Origin of the sequence: Lysinibacillus sp. K60, from assembly GCF_019731275.1 — a bacterium.
Classification (GTDB): domain Bacteria; phylum Bacillota; class Bacilli; order Bacillales_A; family Planococcaceae; genus Lysinibacillus; species Lysinibacillus capsici.
In genome coordinates, this window is record NZ_JAASJR010000007.1 from 190,857 (window position 1) to 204,946 (window position 14,090).

Consider the following 14,090-nt stretch of genomic DNA (forward strand, 5'->3'; position numbering starts at 1 on the left):
GCGACATTATTGGCTTCACATCTGCAAGTAAAAGAGACTCAACCCCTACCCTATTCCAATTATGTAGAAACGCTCTATCTTTTAGAAGACTATCACGGAAAAGGGATAGGAAAACAATTGCTGAAGGAAATCTTTCATTACTTTCATCAAAAGATCTATCAAACTATATTTGTTGAAGTCTTAGCTATAGAATAAAACACGTTATTTTTATGAACATTATGGGGCGTAGCTTATAAAAAGCTTGGAAATTACAATTGGTGGGAAAGTGTTAGAAGAGTTAGTGTACGAATGGAAAGATATCGAAGAAGCTATAGAAAAACTAGTGTAATAAAATTGATTTTTCTAGTCAAAGTAAATAAGGAAAATGTTTTCAGAGATGATTGACAAATATATGTAATTATCTTTCAACAACAAAGGCCATTCATCACAAGTGACTTTTAATTGTATACTTACTATACGGCTCGTATGCTTCCTCTTGCGAAAACTACTAGGTGACAGATGTACATATTTGCTGAACGTTTTTCCCAAATACGAGCCGTCTGCGAATCCTGTTTTCAAAGCAATATCCTGCAACTTGTCATTTGTGCCAAGTAGCATATGCTTTGCTTGAGCAATTCGAATTTGATTAACATATTCTGCATAGCTCCAACCTGTTTCCTTCTTAAACAATGAGGAGAAATAGCTTTCGTTAAAACCAGTGAGGTTGGCCATAAAAGAGCGAGTTAGCGGTGCTTCAAAATGTTGTTTCATATAGGTAACTGCCTGTTGAATCGCTTAATCATGTGTCACAAAACTGATATCGATATTCTTTCTTTCAAAAATCGTATCAAGCAACTCATGCAGTAGCAAATGGAGCTTAGGAGTGGCATTTACCTTTTGTGTTTGCTGAAACTGCTCCAACAAATTTTTCAGCAGTCCTTCTGTATATCGAGGAAATTCCATAACCTGTCTATACCCTGGCAAATGGGCTGTATCAGCCACATAGAGCAGCGTGTTTTGCTCATCCATGAATAAATTCCACTGCTTTACAACAAACCGTATAGCCTCGCAAAACTCTGCTAAAGGGCTGCTTCGGTTTGTTGTAAGTTCCTTCGTAATTGAAACAATTGAGCTTATCTTGCAGCCTACTGTAGCTGAAGTAAACCTTATTTCTTTATTTACCATTTTACTTCCAACTAATACTTTGCTATGTTATGATTTCTTTATAGAGGGTTATTTGGAGGTTATTATATGCGACATTATTTAGTTTACGCTCTATTACTAATGATGATTTTTATTGCAACGCTTAACTCTTGGGGTGATACATCTAAAACAGTATGGTATGTAATTGCATCTATAAGCATTACCTGTTTAATGCTAATGAAAACAATTGAGCGAAAAAAACACTAATTAATAGGCCTATTATTGCCTGCGGTATTAGTAAATCTCAACTTTTATCTACTTACCACCTCTGTACTAACTCATACACCTTACTATGTTACGATAGAGTTTTCAGCTAACCAGGAAAAAAGGTAGTTCTTTTTAGAGAGGATACTTCATGATGAATAGATTAAAAGCAGTAGGATTTGTTTTATGAATACTTATAATTCAGGAGATATTTTAATTAGTGCTTTCTCGATTTTCTGGTTACTATTTTCTCTAGTTCCAATTGTTTTTTCCTTTGGTTTGCTATCCGTACAACTAAGCAATAAAAAAGGCAATCCAGATAATTAGAGGAAATCAATAAAAAATTAAAACGTACATAAGAGATTTCATCAACCATTCGACACTTGAAACAATTTCCCGTCATGCATCAAACTAGGTACTTGTGCTTAAAATTACGCACAAGTCCATTTGTAAATGCCACGTCAATCACTTCGAAAACCTCTAGCATGTCTCTCACAACGTTCCATTTAATCATTCATTAAATTCATATGGCTTGTTTGTGAAAGTTTGACGGGACACTAAAAAAGCCCATTAGGCTCTGATTTATTCAGTCACCTAACAGGCAATTCGTGTAAAGGTTTGTCCTTTGATATTAAATCCAAACCATAAATCCTTGATACGCTTAGTCTTGAATCGCTGCGTCTAAAGCTACCACGATCATGTCATTGAATGTTGTTTGACGTTCTTCAGCAGTCGTTACTTCACCTGTGATGATATGGTCACTTACTGTTAGAACAGCAAGTGCTTTACGGCCGAATTTTGCCGCTAATGTGTAAAGAGCTGCTGATTCCATTTCTACCGCTAGTACGCCGTATTGAGCTAATTTTTCGTTTTGGTGCTCATCTGAGTAGAATAAATCTGCTGTGAAGATATTCCCTACTTGTAAGTTAAGACCTGCATCTTTACCTGCATTGTATGCTTTTAATAAAAGATCAAAGTCAGCGATTGGTGCGAAATCGATAGCACCGCCCCAGATGATTTGGTTCATACGTGTATCAGATGTTGCTCCTTGTGCTAAAATCACGTCACGTACTTTTACATCTTTTTGAATTGCACCACAAGTACCTACACGGATTAATTTTTGAACATCATATTCTTGCATTAATTCTGTTGCATAGATTGAAATAGATGGCACACCCATACCAGTTCCTTGTACAGAAATACGTTTTCCTTTATACGTACCAGTGTATCCAAACATATTACGTACTTCGTTGTAGCAAATTACATCTTCTAAAAATGTTTCCGCAATGTATTTTGCACGTAATGGATCTCCTGGAAGTAAAATTGTGTCAGCGATTTCACCTTTTTTTGCATTAATATGAATACTCATACTGCAATCCCTCTTTTCTGTCAGTTATCACTATAAATAATACTGTGTTTCTGTCATTTACGCAATGCTAGACGTCTAGCAACTACAAAATTATTTATAGTTTTCGTACAATTATGATTGTTCCTCATAAAGTGACCACAAAGTATCAAAGGTCTGGATTGTTAAGTTTTCCGTTGCATAGGTTTCTATATAGTCGGACAACTCATTAAAGTCTGTGCTCTGCTTTGGAAAATTATGCTCATGAAACACTTCCTCTGCAAAGCGTACTTTAGGGTCAGACCAATCGCCACCTCGAAAGGTTAGGACATATAAATAAAAACTTTTCTTCATCGAACAAATTCCCCTTTTTACGCATTGGCTTTTCGCTAGTGTATCAAAAAAAATTGTATTCGTCATAAATTCCACTACTACTATATTTTATCCACTTATGATTTTAGAACTATTTTCATAGTCTATCCTGACTTTTGTCATAGTTATTTTATCTGAAAAATTTTAATTTTTAGAAATAAAGATAGAAAAATCTAGCAAAATAAGATAAAATTGAAATCGATTATTTAAAAAATAGGAAGGTGATGGCGATGAAAAAGACTAAAAAAACCCATGGTACAGCGAAAAAACGCCCGTCTCTCTTTACTTTTAGCTTTTTTAAGAAGAGGAAAGCTTCTACACAAGGGGAAACTGGGAAAAATCCCCCTCCTATTAAAGAAAAACGACAACGTTTTTACCATTTAATTCGGGGTAAAGTGCTTATTATGTTTGCACTTCTTATTGTAATTAACGGTATTATGGGTATATTGTCTTATGTCAATATACAAAACTTGCAGCACCAAATGGAAGATTTCACAAAGAAAAATGTGCAGGAGCAACTAACGGTGAATCAACTTGCCTATGAGATTGCTAGACTGACCAATTTAGAGCAATCGTATTTAATTACGGGTAACGGCATTTATTCTACTTCTTATCATTTAAAAATAGATACCATTAATAAAAAGCTAGCCGCTTTGAAAGATCAATTTCAAGATCGACAAGTGGAACTCGGTCATATGCAAGCTATCGAGCAATATTATAAAAATTACCTTGATTATTCAGATAAAGTCATGACAATGCGTGATGAGCTCGGTCTTGAGCAGGCTCGTAAACTGATGATGGGTGCTACTGGGGAAACAATGAAAACGCATATCGATCAAAACATTGAGACCATTAATACTGTCATGGACGATTCCAATAAAACAAAATTAGACAAGCTTAACCAGCAGGTAAATATTTCTATCACTACATTCTTTCTCGTTTCAATCGTTGGCTTTTTAGCGATTGTAATTTTTGGCTTTATGCTATTTAAATCATTAAAACGTAATACACAGGCGATTAATGACTCTATCCTTGATATTGCGCAAGCAGGAGGCGATTTGACAAGACGTGTAAATGTACGTAATCGTGATGAATTTTCGATTATTGCAGCCTCGACAAATACGTTAATTGAGTCGATTTCTAACTTAATTCGACGCGTAAGTGAGTTGGCGGATCATGTATCAAGCAGCAGTCAGGAGCTAATGTCCTTAGCAGATGAAAATGCGCGTACCATTCAGGATATTGCGGATGCGACAGCAGATATTGCGAGTGATAGTGACAATACAATTTCCAGTATGAATAGTGCGCAGCAAAAAATGAGCGACTTAGAGCATTCAATGCATCAATTAAATGAGCAAGCGAGTGCTGTCCATCGTGCCTCTATCGCCATGCAGCAAGCAGCCGATGAGGGTAGCCGCTCTGTGGAGCAATCATCACTCGTCATGCAATCCATTGAAGAAACAATGGCTTCTACAACATCTACTGTGGAGGCGTTGGGTCGTAAATCTGCGGATATTACGTCCATTATTGGTACGATCACGGCCATTTCTGAGCAAACGAATCTCCTCGCTTTAAATGCGGCGATTGAAGCGGCAAGGGCTGGCGAGCATGGACGAGGATTTGCTGTCGTAGCCGATGAAGTTCGCAAACTAGCAGAGCAATCCCAAAGTGCAGCGAAAGAGGTGACATCGATTGTCACATCCATCCAAGATGAGGTCACATCCATCATTGCTCAAAATCACGAGGGTGTGACAACGGTCATCCGAGGCGTTGAAGTAACAAACGAAACAAATCAATCCTTAGCCAATATTTTATCGCATACCGAAGAAACAACGTCCATCATCGCGGCCATGGTGGATAAAATTGCAACAACGCTTGAAAATAGCAATGCGGTGGCAAGTGACTTCATTCATGTCAATGCCTACGCAGAACAATCCGCGGCCAACACCGTGACATCTGCGGCAGCAGCCACACAAGGCTCCGCATCCATGCAGGAAATCAACGCCGCAGCCACTGAGCTTGCCCAACAAGCAGATAGCCTACGCAACCTCGTGAGCGAGTTTAAAGTTTAAGCGAACTGAAAGAGAGAGGGAGAACCAATTTTTTATTGGTTCTCCCTTAACTTTGCGGGGCTATCCCTCACTTTGAGCATTCTATCCGCTACTTTTTCAGGTTTATCCTTCACTTTCACATTTCTATCCAATTATTTGAGGGCTATCCCCCTAATTTGCGGGGCTATCCCTCACTTTGAGCATTCTATCCCCTACTTTTTCAGGTTTATCCTCCACTTTCAGATTTCTATCCAATTATTTGAGAGCTATCCCCCTAATTTGCGGGGCTATCCCTCACTTTGAGCATTCTATCCCCTACTTTTTCAGGTTTATCCTCCACTTTCAGATTTCTATCCAATTATTTGAGAGCTATCCCCCTAATTTGCGGGGCTATCCCTCACTTTGAGCATTCTTCCCCTACTTTTTCAGGTTTATCCTCCACTCTCACATTTCTATCCAATTATTTGAGAGCTATCCCCCTAATTTGTGGGGCTATCCCCCTAATTTGCGGGGCTATCCCTCACTTTGAGCATTCTATCCCCTACTTTTTCAGGTTTATCCTCCACTTTCAGATTTCTATCCAATTATTTGAGAGCTATCCCCCTAATTTGCGGGGCTATCCCTCACTTTGAGCATTCTATCCTTCTAAACTGCTGTGTCATGACCACAAAAAAACCTAGCAAGAAGCTACCTTGCTAGGTTTTTACTATTTAAATAGTGCTAGGTATTCGCCATAGCCTTCTTTTTCTAAATCTTCTTTTGCGATAAATCGAAGCGCTGCTGAGTTAATGCAGTAGCGTAAGCCGCCTTGCTCACTTGGGCCGTCTGGGAAAACATGTCCTAGATGCGAATCCGCTTCTTTACTGCGTACCTCCACACGACGCATACCGTGAGATGTATCGAAATGCTCGGTTACCTGTTCTTTTTCAATCGGCTTTGTGAAAGCTGGCCAGCCACAGCCTGAATTGTATTTATCGAGTGAGCTGAATAAAGGCTTGCCAGACACAATGTCTACGTAGATGCCTTCTGCAAAATGGTCATCAAATTCATTACGGAATGGTGGCTCTGTGCCATTTTCCTGTGTTACATAGTATTGCATCTCTGTTAATTCTTTTAAACGTTGTTCCTTATTCATGTTTGTTCCCCCAGTGTTGCTCCTGAAACGCTCGACGACCTGATCCAATCGAATAGCGCTCATAGTGCATTGGATTTTTCTTATAATACTGTTGATGATAATCCTCAGCCGTATAAAACGTAGTGGCTGGTAAGATTTTTACCATAATTGGTTTATCAAACTTGCCAGACGCTTGTAAATCCGACTTTGAACGTTCAGCTAGCTCACGCTGTTCTTCGTTATGATAAAAAATAGCCGTTGTGTAGGATTCTCCACGGTCGTAAAATTGCCCGCCTGCATCTGTTGGGTCAATTAAAGTCCAATAAATCGCAAGTAGCTGCTCGTAGCTATATAACTCATCATCAAATTTGATTTGTACAGCTTCCACATGCCCTGTTGTTTCCGAGCAAACCTGTTCATAGGTAGGATTTTCAACATGTCCACCTGTATAGCCTGAGATTACGGAATCAATCCCAGGTGTTTCGTCAAAAGGCTTGACCATACACCAAAAACAGCCTCCCGCAAATGTTGCATATTGCTTTGCCATTCATTTCACTCCTTATTCACCAGGAACAATAATTTCCAATAAGATTTTATCCTTTGGTAAGTCCAACTCTTTAGCACGTACACGTGAACCAGAGGCAATGTTAATACGCGATAAATCAATATATATTTCTGCTTTATTCGGATTCACGGTAATCCAAGAGGGAAATTCCACCGAATCGCGCATGATTTTCATTGTCGTTTCTGGTGGAATGTTTAATAACCCTACATTCATGCCTGTCTGTTTTAAAATAATATTTCCCTTGTCATCCACAATGGGGTCAAAATTCATGGAAATAGGGATTTCCGTATAAAATACCGTTAGTGTGCTACGTAATTGAATATCATCCCCAATTGTGAAATCCAGTGGTAAAGGAGAGCCTTTCGCTGCATCCTTTAGGTATTTTTTTGATATCGATTCTAATTCCTTTGTTGTGGTTTGCACCACGAGTACATTCCCTTTGCTTTCACTTTCACCTGCTGAACTCTTCGCAACATGGACATCATCCACTGGTCTAGTTGCTAAAAAAACGACGAGGAGGATTGCAAAAAGCACTGTGCCCGCTAAGGCGAAAAACGCGACTTTCCATTTATTCATTTTGTCACTCCTCGAAGCCTATTGCCTTGTTAATCTTTTTTTCCATACCACACTGCTCCATTGCTGCTAGTATACGCTCTGTCATTTTTTCATACCCCTTTGCATTCGGGTGAAAAAAGTCTGTATGATAGACGAGCTCTTCATTTGAATCAAACAAATCTTCTACTGATACGTAACAAGCATTGGAATCCTTGCTGGCTACTTCCTCAATCACATTATTCCATTCTGTGATAATCGTATCAAATTCATTCGCCTCATTGGTTACAATCGAAAAAGGATTGTAAAAACCAATGAGTAATAAGGGCACTGTCGGATTTTTAGCACGAATGCCTTCTACGATTTTGCTGTAACGTTCCTTGTATGCCAATAATTCCTTATCAAAAGCATCACGTTTCAGGTTAAATAAATCCTGCCTGACGACCTTCATGACATCATTGCCACCCATTGTTAAGGAAATTAGCTGGGCTTCTTGCATCTCTTCATCATAATGCCCTTTTTTCACTAATTTTAGTAGCTGATCACTGCGTCTACCACGTTTGCCCCGATTATCAACCTCTACATCCGAAATCGAAGGCCATGCGAGCAATGAATCTGCTAATCTTCCAACATAACCGTCTTGACTATACTCATCACCGACACCATCTGTCAACGAATCTCCCAGTGCCAAGTAATGTAGTTGCTTTGCTTGTTCTTCATCAATTTGCGATAAATCCTCTGCTGATGGCTCAAAAAAATGTTCAAAAATTTGCGTCAACATATTCTTAGATGTTTTTTCCTCATCTTCTGTTTGTTGCTCATCCTGCGGTATATCTTGCTCCGTTCCTGCTTGCTCACCTTCAGGTTCTGCTTGCGGATTCGGTTCATCGATTGATATTGCACAACCACTTAGTACTAAGACGGTCAAACATGACAACATAAATCGCCAAATGTCCATTTGACCACCTTCCATCCCTTTCTATTACTTCTATTATAGAATAGTTCATGTCGCAATGAAAAGTGACTTACCCTTAGTTCTCCATAATTTTGTGCTCTTGCCAAATTTCCTCACTCAATAATGATAAATAATTAGGAAGATTTCTGATTATTTTTGGTGGCACCATGATCACTGTTTGATTGAAGCTGCTCTTCTTTGGTGGAAAACGCTCACAATTTGATTGGAGCCGCTCTTTTTTGTTAGCAAAGTGATCACATTTTTATTGAGGACGCTCATAGTTAGTCGAAAACTGCTCATCCCTCTTGTCAAAGTTGCTAGGAGAAGCACGCATAAAAAAAGCCACTACATTTACTTATGTAGTAGCTCCTTCTTATTATTCTGCAAAATAAATAAAACCAATTGCTCCTGGACCTGTGTGTGTCGAGATGATTGGAGATGTAAAGGCAATTTCAACATCGTTAAAGCCGGTTTCTTCGATCAGCGCTTTTAATGGGTTACCCATCGTTACTAGGCCATCTGCATGGGAAATGCCGACTGCCTTCACTGTTTTTCCAGCTGTATCTGCTTGGAATTGTTTAAATAAAAAATTGACTACTTGTTTATGACTACGTACCTTTGACACAGGATTGTATACGCCACCTTCAAGGTTGGCAATGACTTTGATGTTTAGGAGAGAACCGATAAAGCCTTTTCCTTTACCAATTCGACCGCCTTTGATTAAGTTTTCGAGCGTGTCTACAATAACGTATAAATGTGTATTGTCTCGTACCTTTTCTAAACGTGCCACGATATCCTCCACAGTGGCGCCTTCATCTCGCATACGGATTGCCTCTCGTAGTTGGATAGCTAAACCAATCGCGATAAAGCGTGAGTCAATGACTGTCACATCAGCATCTGTCATTTGTGCTGCTTGACGGGCTGATTCTACCGTTCCACTCATACCGCCAGTCATATGGATGGAGATAATTTGATCGCCATCTTTACCGAGCTCATCATATAATTCTTTAAACTTACCTGGTGCTGGTTGTGAACTTTTCGGTAAATTTTTTGCATTTTTCATTAAGCCTAAAAAAGATTGTGGCTCTAAGTCCACTCCATCTGTATATGTTTGACCATCAATTTGAATCGTTAAGGGCACGATATGTATGCCATGTTGTGCTACTTCTTCTTTTGTTAAATCACAAGTTGAGTCCGTTACTATATGAATTCGTCTCACTTCGACACATCCTTTTACTTCATTAAAATTTATTATATAGACTAATGAATCATTATGTAAACATGACATTTGTCATTAGGCAAAGCTCTGTCCTAGCTCGCATGTAAACGCTACCTTGGATACTATAGCGTTTTCACCTACCTCCTGTCTATCAATGCCCCTCAAAGAATATGACAGGCTTATGACATTTTTGATATGAACTATATGACAAATGTAAATGTTCATCTATAAATTATTGGGGTATAGTAAATGTATGAACGAAAGGAGTGTTTCAAATGGTTGATTCATTTGACTATAAATCATGGAGGGAAGAGCTGTGGAATGCCATAACACACGGTATTGGTTTCATTGCTAGTATTCCGGCACTGGTTGTTCTACTGTTAGCAGCCGTACAAACAGGAAATGCCCTACATATTACAACCTTCAGCATTTTCGGTGCGTCTGTCATCATTCTGTTTTTAATGTCTACATTACTACACAGTATGCCAGAAAAATATAAACACTTTTTCGCTATTTTGGACCATTCGTCCATTTATATTTTAATTGCCGGCACCTATACGCCGTTTTTATTAATTGCCGTTGGTGGTACCCTTGGATTGACGCTACTATGTATTATTTGGTCGTTGGCTGTGCTTGGTGTGTTGTTTAAATGTTTCTTTATTAATCGCTTTGAAGTACTTTCCTTAATTTTTTATATTGGCATGGGCTGGTTAATTATATTTGCCATTAAGCCCGTTTATCTGTATTTAGGTTTACATGGCTTTGCTTTACTGTTAGCAGGCGGGCTATTTTATACGATTGGAGCCATCTTTTATGCATGGCGCTCTCTGCCCTTTAATCATGCGATATGGCATCTCTTTGTACTAGCGGGCTGTGCGTCTATGTATGCCTGTGTGTACTTCTATTTATAAAAAAATCGCTCCCATCATATGGAGCGATTTTTTATGTATTCTCTTAAAAACATAATGTCTTCCCTTACCTCTTTTTCATTCTCTTCATGATTCAATTGATTTCGAGCATGAAGTAAAACTGGCCTTAAGGATTCCACGGATCGCCCAAATGCATGCATCCACTCATAGCGTGGCACCATCCAAGTATGGAAGTGATGGGTCGTATCTTCATTGTAAAAATAATAAACGTATTCTATGTCCAATACTTCCCTTTGAGCCTTTCTGATTGTTGTTAAGAGGTTGATATAGTCCATTTTTTCATCATCGTTTAATTCATCAAAGCAATGAATGTGACGCTTGGAGGCTAAAATGACTAATCCCTTGATAGGATACGCTACATCTTGGTGAGCGTGAAAATAATCTGTTTCAATCACTACTCCTCCATTGGGTGCTACCTGTCCACTAGTGATGGCACAGCTCAAACAATCAACATGTGCAATTTCTCCACTCGATAAGGTTATTTTACGCATCAATATTCCCCCTACTTACAGAAGAAGGACGGTCCTACAAAACCGTACTTCTCTCGCTGTTATTTTCGTTCAAATATTTGATATTGGAATGTATAGCCTTCTGGGGCTGTTTCAGGCTCCTCTGAAGAGACTTGAACAAAATCTTGCTCATAGCTCGGGAAATAGGTGTCTCCCTGAAAGGCGTGATTAATTTTTGTGATATACAAGCGATCAGCTATCTCCATCACTAAACGGAAAATTTGCTCGCCGCCAATAATCATCACCTCAGGTACATCTCCAGCTAGCGCTAAAGCTTCTTCCAAGCTAGTCACAGTTTCAATGCCTTCTGCCTGATAGTTTTCATCACGTGTAATGACGATGTTGCGTCGCCCTGGAAGTGGTCGACCGATTGATTGAAATGTTTTACGTCCCATAATCATAGGCTTGCCCATTGTTTTTTGTTTAAAATACTGCAGATCCCCAGGTAAATGCCAAGGCATCCCATTGTTATATCCGATGACGTGATTGTCATCATGTGCCACAATTAAAGAAATCATACTGTCCCTCCAAATACTTTCGTCCCTTTTATTATAAACATAATGCGCTTATTTCACCTATTTTTAAATAAATAAACATTTGTTACACCTAAATCCTATTAAAATTATATGAATAGTTTATAATAAGAATAACAAACCTCTCAATAAAGGAATGATGAAGATGATAACTTTAAGAAAAGAAGCTGTTCAATATCTAGAAGCTCAGCGTACTGGTACACCTTATTACAAAGTTTCACCGCAGGAAGCGAGAGCCATGCGGACGGTTACACAATGGCAAGCTGCACACAAACCGAAGCTAGCATCCATTGAGGATCACAAAATTACAGTGCGAGATGGCGAACAAATTACAGTTCGGCTTTATACGCCTGTACTCGGTAAAACATTACCTGTTATTGTTTATTATCATGGTGGAGGCTGGGTCTATGGCAATCTAGAATCTGTTGATGCAGGCTGCCAGCTATTAGCAGACCAGGCACAGGCGATTGTGGTATCAGTGGATTACCGCTTAGCACCTGAATATCCTTTCCCAATACCCTTACATGATGCCTACGATAGCTTAGTGTGGGTGCACGATCATATGGAAGCCTTAGGTGGCGATGCAAGTCGATTATCAGTTGCTGGGGACAGTGCTGGCGGAAATTTGGCTACTGTGGTTGCATACTTAGCTACTGCACTAGAGGGACCATCGTTACACGCTCAAACACTCATCTATCCTGTTACAAATGTCGATTTTTCAACAGTATCTTATCTGGCATATGGTGAAGATTACGGCTTAGATACACAAGCCATGCAGTGGTTCTCTCATCACTATACAGAGGAAGCAAACTTCACAAATCCACTTGTGTCCCCTCTTCAGCTAGAGGAAGTCCGTAACATGCCGAAAACGTTTATTATAGCTGCAGAGGCAGATGTACTCTTTGATGAGGGTCTAAGCTATGCACAGAAGTTAAAGGCTGCTGGTGTGGTAGTGGAACATATTACAATGTCAGGTTTAATCCATAGTTATTTCAGTAAAATGAATTATTTTGAAGACGCAACGATTGAAACCGTGACAAAAATTGCGCAATTCCTGAAATAAGTTTGGCTATCCCATGCAAACAGTGCGATAATAGAGCAAAACGTTTTTTAAAGGATGACACTATGACACAAACAATAGCTCTACAAATACAACAGCCCTTTTCTGATCAATTAAAAAAAGGCTTCCCACTTATTTCAAAAGATGCGGTTGATGCACGACGTTTACCTGCTGAGCAAGGAACACTCCTCAAGCTCATGGATCACCATAACCGTTTTATTGGAACAGGTTACTATGGCGTCCAAAACAAAGGGATTGGCTGGGTGCTAACGACCGATCCGAATGAAACAATCGATAAAGCTTTTTTTATAAAAAAATTCAAAAAAGCCATCGACAATCGTGCTGCATTTTTTAGCAATGAAAACACAACAGCCTTTCGTGTGTTTAATGGTGAAGGAGATGGCATTGGCGGTCTCACGATTGATTTTTTTAACAGTTACTATATGGTAAGCTGGTATAGTGAGGGCATTTACTCATTTAAAGAAGTGGTGTATGAGGCGCTTGCTGAGACAGTGGACTACCAAGCGATTTATGAGAAAAAACGCTTTGATACCAAAGGACAGTATATCGAGCAGGATGATTTTGTGATGGGCACGCCAGGAGAATTTCCTATCATGGTGAAGGAAAATGGTATGACCTATGCTGTGCATTTAAACGATGGCGCGATGACAGGGATTTTTCTCGATCAGCGTGAGGTACGATTGGCTATTCGTGAGCGTTATGCCAACAATACAGATATGCTGAATACCTTTTCCTATACAGGAGCATTTTCTGTGGCAGCCGCTCTAGGAGGAGCCATCAAGACAACGAGTGTAGATGTGGCAAAGCGTAGTCTAGCCAAAACGATTGAGCAATTTAGTGTCAATCATATTGATTATGAGGCACAGGATATAAAAGTCATGGATGTCTTCCATTATTTTAAATACGCACAGCGTCATGCTTTACAGTTTGACCTTGTCGTATTAGACCCACCTAGCTTTGCACGTACGAAGCAAATGACCTTTTCAACGGCAAAGGACTACCCTAAATTACTAAAGGACACGATTGCCATTACCGCTAAAAACGGCATCATTGTGGCTTCCACAAATAATGCCAGCTTCGGCATGAAAAAGTTCAAAGGCTTTATCGACCAAGCCTTTAAAGAGACTCATACACGCTATAAAATCGTTGAGGAATATGGTTTACCAAAAGATTTCCGTGTACCACGTGAATACCCTGAATTTAATTATCTGAAGGTCGTGTTCATCCAGAAAATCGACTAACCAATCGAGAATCACACCATGCTGTGATTCTTTTTTCTGTATCATTAAATAACGGTTCTTATACAACAATTTATTTATATAATTATAAAGCAAGTAGAGAAGATGTTTGGTACCTTTATAATAAAGGTGAACAAATCCTTTACCATGAGGTTTTTCAAAAGATTGAATCGTTATAAACAATCATACAGGGCTTTTCTATTAAAAGTAGCCTAAGAAGATATTCTCTTCTTAGGCCACC

Annotated in this window: 17 protein-coding genes; 6 read left to right on the forward strand and 11 right to left on the reverse strand. The window is 39.1% G+C overall.

What is annotated here, in order from left to right; genetic code table 11:
* The first annotated feature begins 9 nt into the window (after window positions 1-9).
* Window positions 10-195 (forward strand): GNAT family N-acetyltransferase, encoded by a 186-nt coding sequence (locus tag HCH28_RS25115; protein ID WP_255601622.1) that lies wholly within the window; start codon window positions 10-12, stop codon window positions 193-195.
* 147 nt (window positions 196-342) lie between these two features.
* Here the strand turns inward: HCH28_RS25115 and HCH28_RS16460 are convergent, their stop codons facing one another.
* Both HCH28_RS16460 and HCH28_RS16465 read right to left on the reverse strand, forming a co-directional pair.
* The gene (locus HCH28_RS16460) at window positions 343-750 is read right to left on the reverse strand and encodes a helix-turn-helix transcriptional regulator (protein ID WP_221682276.1); all 408 of its coding nucleotides are present in this window, start codon (window positions 748-750) and stop codon (window positions 343-345) included.
* Between the two features lie 24 nt (window positions 751-774).
* Window positions 775-1,164 (reverse strand): hypothetical protein, encoded by a 390-nt coding sequence (locus HCH28_RS16465; protein ID WP_221682277.1) that lies wholly within the window; start codon window positions 1,162-1,164, stop codon window positions 775-777.
* Window positions 1,165-1,230: 66 nt separating this feature from the next.
* Between HCH28_RS16465 and HCH28_RS16470 the strand changes: the two genes are divergently transcribed.
* Entirely contained in the window at window positions 1,231-1,389 is a 159-nt protein-coding gene (locus HCH28_RS16470) for a hypothetical protein (RefSeq protein ID WP_202342117.1), read from the forward strand.
* Between the two features lie 658 nt (window positions 1,390-2,047).
* On the opposite strand, the gene deoD is transcribed toward HCH28_RS16470, so the two are convergent.
* Both deoD and HCH28_RS16480 read right to left on the reverse strand, forming a co-directional pair.
* Window positions 2,048-2,755 (reverse strand): purine-nucleoside phosphorylase, encoded by a 708-nt coding sequence (deoD, locus tag HCH28_RS16475; RefSeq protein WP_048395686.1) that lies wholly within the window; start codon window positions 2,753-2,755, stop codon window positions 2,048-2,050.
* A gap of 111 nt (window positions 2,756-2,866) precedes the next feature.
* Window positions 2,867-3,085, reverse strand: a complete 219-nt coding sequence (locus HCH28_RS16480) for a YozE family protein (protein ID WP_221682278.1) — start codon at window positions 3,083-3,085, stop codon at window positions 2,867-2,869.
* A 248-nt stretch (window positions 3,086-3,333) separates the two neighbouring features.
* Here HCH28_RS16480 and HCH28_RS16485 point away from each other — a divergent pair, with 248 nt between their 5' ends.
* Window positions 3,334-5,175 (forward strand): methyl-accepting chemotaxis protein, encoded by a 1,842-nt coding sequence (locus HCH28_RS16485; RefSeq protein ID WP_103118074.1) that lies wholly within the window; start codon window positions 3,334-3,336, stop codon window positions 5,173-5,175.
* 685 nt (window positions 5,176-5,860) lie between these two features.
* Here the strand turns inward: HCH28_RS16485 and msrB are convergent.
* The 5 genes from msrB to HCH28_RS16510 all read right to left on the reverse strand — a co-directional run bounded on the left by msrB (window position 5,861) and on the right by HCH28_RS16510 (window position 9,559).
* Window positions 5,861-6,289, reverse strand: coding sequence for a peptide-methionine (R)-S-oxide reductase MsrB (gene msrB / locus HCH28_RS16490; RefSeq protein WP_048395692.1), 429 nt, complete (start codon window positions 6,287-6,289; stop codon window positions 5,861-5,863).
* Window positions 6,282-6,815 (reverse strand): peptide-methionine (S)-S-oxide reductase MsrA, encoded by a 534-nt coding sequence (gene msrA / locus HCH28_RS16495; protein WP_221682279.1) that lies wholly within the window; start codon window positions 6,813-6,815, stop codon window positions 6,282-6,284. Before msrA ends, msrB begins: the two co-directional genes overlap by 8 nt.
* A gap of 12 nt (window positions 6,816-6,827) precedes the next feature.
* Window positions 6,828-7,409 carry a YpmS family protein gene (locus tag HCH28_RS16500; protein ID WP_004230217.1) on the reverse strand — a complete coding sequence of 194 codons (582 nt, stop codon included), beginning with the start codon at window positions 7,407-7,409 and terminating at the stop codon, window positions 6,828-6,830.
* A gap of 4 nt (window positions 7,410-7,413) precedes the next feature.
* Complete coding sequence (locus HCH28_RS16505) at window positions 7,414-8,343, reverse strand: GDSL-type esterase/lipase family protein (RefSeq protein ID WP_255601626.1); 930 nt, start codon at window positions 8,341-8,343, stop codon at window positions 7,414-7,416.
* A 373-nt stretch (window positions 8,344-8,716) separates the two neighbouring features.
* On the reverse strand, window positions 8,717-9,559 hold the full coding sequence (locus tag HCH28_RS16510; protein ID WP_202342112.1) for a DegV family protein: 843 nt from the start codon (window positions 9,557-9,559) through the stop codon (window positions 8,717-8,719).
* A gap of 275 nt (window positions 9,560-9,834) precedes the next feature.
* Here HCH28_RS16510 and trhA point away from each other — a divergent pair, with 275 nt between their 5' ends.
* Entirely contained in the window at window positions 9,835-10,470 is a 636-nt protein-coding gene (trhA, locus tag HCH28_RS16515) for a PAQR family membrane homeostasis protein TrhA (protein WP_016993322.1), read from the forward strand.
* Window positions 10,471-10,484: 14 nt separating this feature from the next.
* On the opposite strand, the gene HCH28_RS16520 is transcribed toward trhA, so the two are convergent.
* A complete protein-coding gene (locus HCH28_RS16520) occupies window positions 10,485-10,979 on the reverse strand; it encodes an HIT family protein (RefSeq protein ID WP_221682281.1) in 495 nt (164 codons plus the stop codon).
* 59 nt (window positions 10,980-11,038) lie between these two features.
* Window positions 11,039-11,515 (reverse strand): dihydrofolate reductase, encoded by a 477-nt coding sequence (locus HCH28_RS16525; RefSeq protein ID WP_221682282.1) that lies wholly within the window; start codon window positions 11,513-11,515, stop codon window positions 11,039-11,041.
* Window positions 11,516-11,675: 160 nt separating this feature from the next.
* Here HCH28_RS16525 and HCH28_RS16530 point away from each other — a divergent pair, with 160 nt between their 5' ends.
* Together HCH28_RS16530 and HCH28_RS16535 are read left to right on the forward strand one after the other, a co-directional pair.
* Entirely contained in the window at window positions 11,676-12,593 is a 918-nt protein-coding gene (locus HCH28_RS16530; RefSeq protein ID WP_221682283.1) for an alpha/beta hydrolase, read from the forward strand.
* Window positions 12,594-12,655: 62 nt separating this feature from the next.
* Window positions 12,656-13,852 (forward strand): class I SAM-dependent rRNA methyltransferase, encoded by a 1,197-nt coding sequence (locus HCH28_RS16535; RefSeq protein ID WP_221682284.1) that lies wholly within the window; start codon window positions 12,656-12,658, stop codon window positions 13,850-13,852.
* Window positions 13,853-14,090: the final 238 nt, after the last annotated feature.

Excerpts from the sequence above, each read along its gene's own strand:
- HCH28_RS16460 (WP_221682276.1), bottom strand. The coding sequence starts at position 750 with ATGAAACAACATTTTGAAGCACCGCTAACTCGCTCTTTTATGGCCAAC.
- HCH28_RS16465 (WP_221682277.1), bottom strand. The coding sequence starts at position 1,164 with ATGGTAAATAAAGAAATAAGGTTTACTTCAGCTACAGTAGGCTGCAAG.
- HCH28_RS16470 (WP_202342117.1), top strand. The coding sequence starts at position 1,231 with ATGCGACATTATTTAGTTTACGCTCTATTACTAATGATGATTTTTATT.
- deoD (WP_048395686.1), bottom strand. The coding sequence starts at position 2,755 with ATGAGTATTCATATTAATGCAAAAAAAGGTGAAATCGCTGACACAATT.
- HCH28_RS16480 (WP_221682278.1), bottom strand. The coding sequence starts at position 3,085 with ATGAAGAAAAGTTTTTATTTATATGTCCTAACCTTTCGAGGTGGCGAT.
- HCH28_RS16485 (WP_103118074.1), top strand. The coding sequence starts at position 3,334 with ATGAAAAAGACTAAAAAAACCCATGGTACAGCGAAAAAACGCCCGTCT.
- msrB (WP_048395692.1), bottom strand. The coding sequence starts at position 6,289 with ATGAATAAGGAACAACGTTTAAAAGAATTAACAGAGATGCAATACTAT.
- msrA (WP_221682279.1), bottom strand. The coding sequence starts at position 6,815 with ATGGCAAAGCAATATGCAACATTTGCGGGAGGCTGTTTTTGGTGTATG.
- HCH28_RS16500 (WP_004230217.1), bottom strand. The coding sequence starts at position 7,409 with ATGAATAAATGGAAAGTCGCGTTTTTCGCCTTAGCGGGCACAGTGCTT.
- HCH28_RS16505 (WP_255601626.1), bottom strand. The coding sequence starts at position 8,343 with ATGGACATTTGGCGATTTATGTTGTCATGTTTGACCGTCTTAGTACTA.
- trhA (WP_016993322.1), top strand. The coding sequence starts at position 9,835 with ATGGTTGATTCATTTGACTATAAATCATGGAGGGAAGAGCTGTGGAAT.
- HCH28_RS16520 (WP_221682281.1), bottom strand. The coding sequence starts at position 10,979 with ATGCGTAAAATAACCTTATCGAGTGGAGAAATTGCACATGTTGATTGT.
- HCH28_RS16525 (WP_221682282.1), bottom strand. The coding sequence starts at position 11,515 with ATGATTTCTTTAATTGTGGCACATGATGACAATCACGTCATCGGATAT.
- HCH28_RS16530 (WP_221682283.1), top strand. The coding sequence starts at position 11,676 with ATGATAACTTTAAGAAAAGAAGCTGTTCAATATCTAGAAGCTCAGCGT.
- HCH28_RS16535 (WP_221682284.1), top strand. The coding sequence starts at position 12,656 with ATGACACAAACAATAGCTCTACAAATACAACAGCCCTTTTCTGATCAA.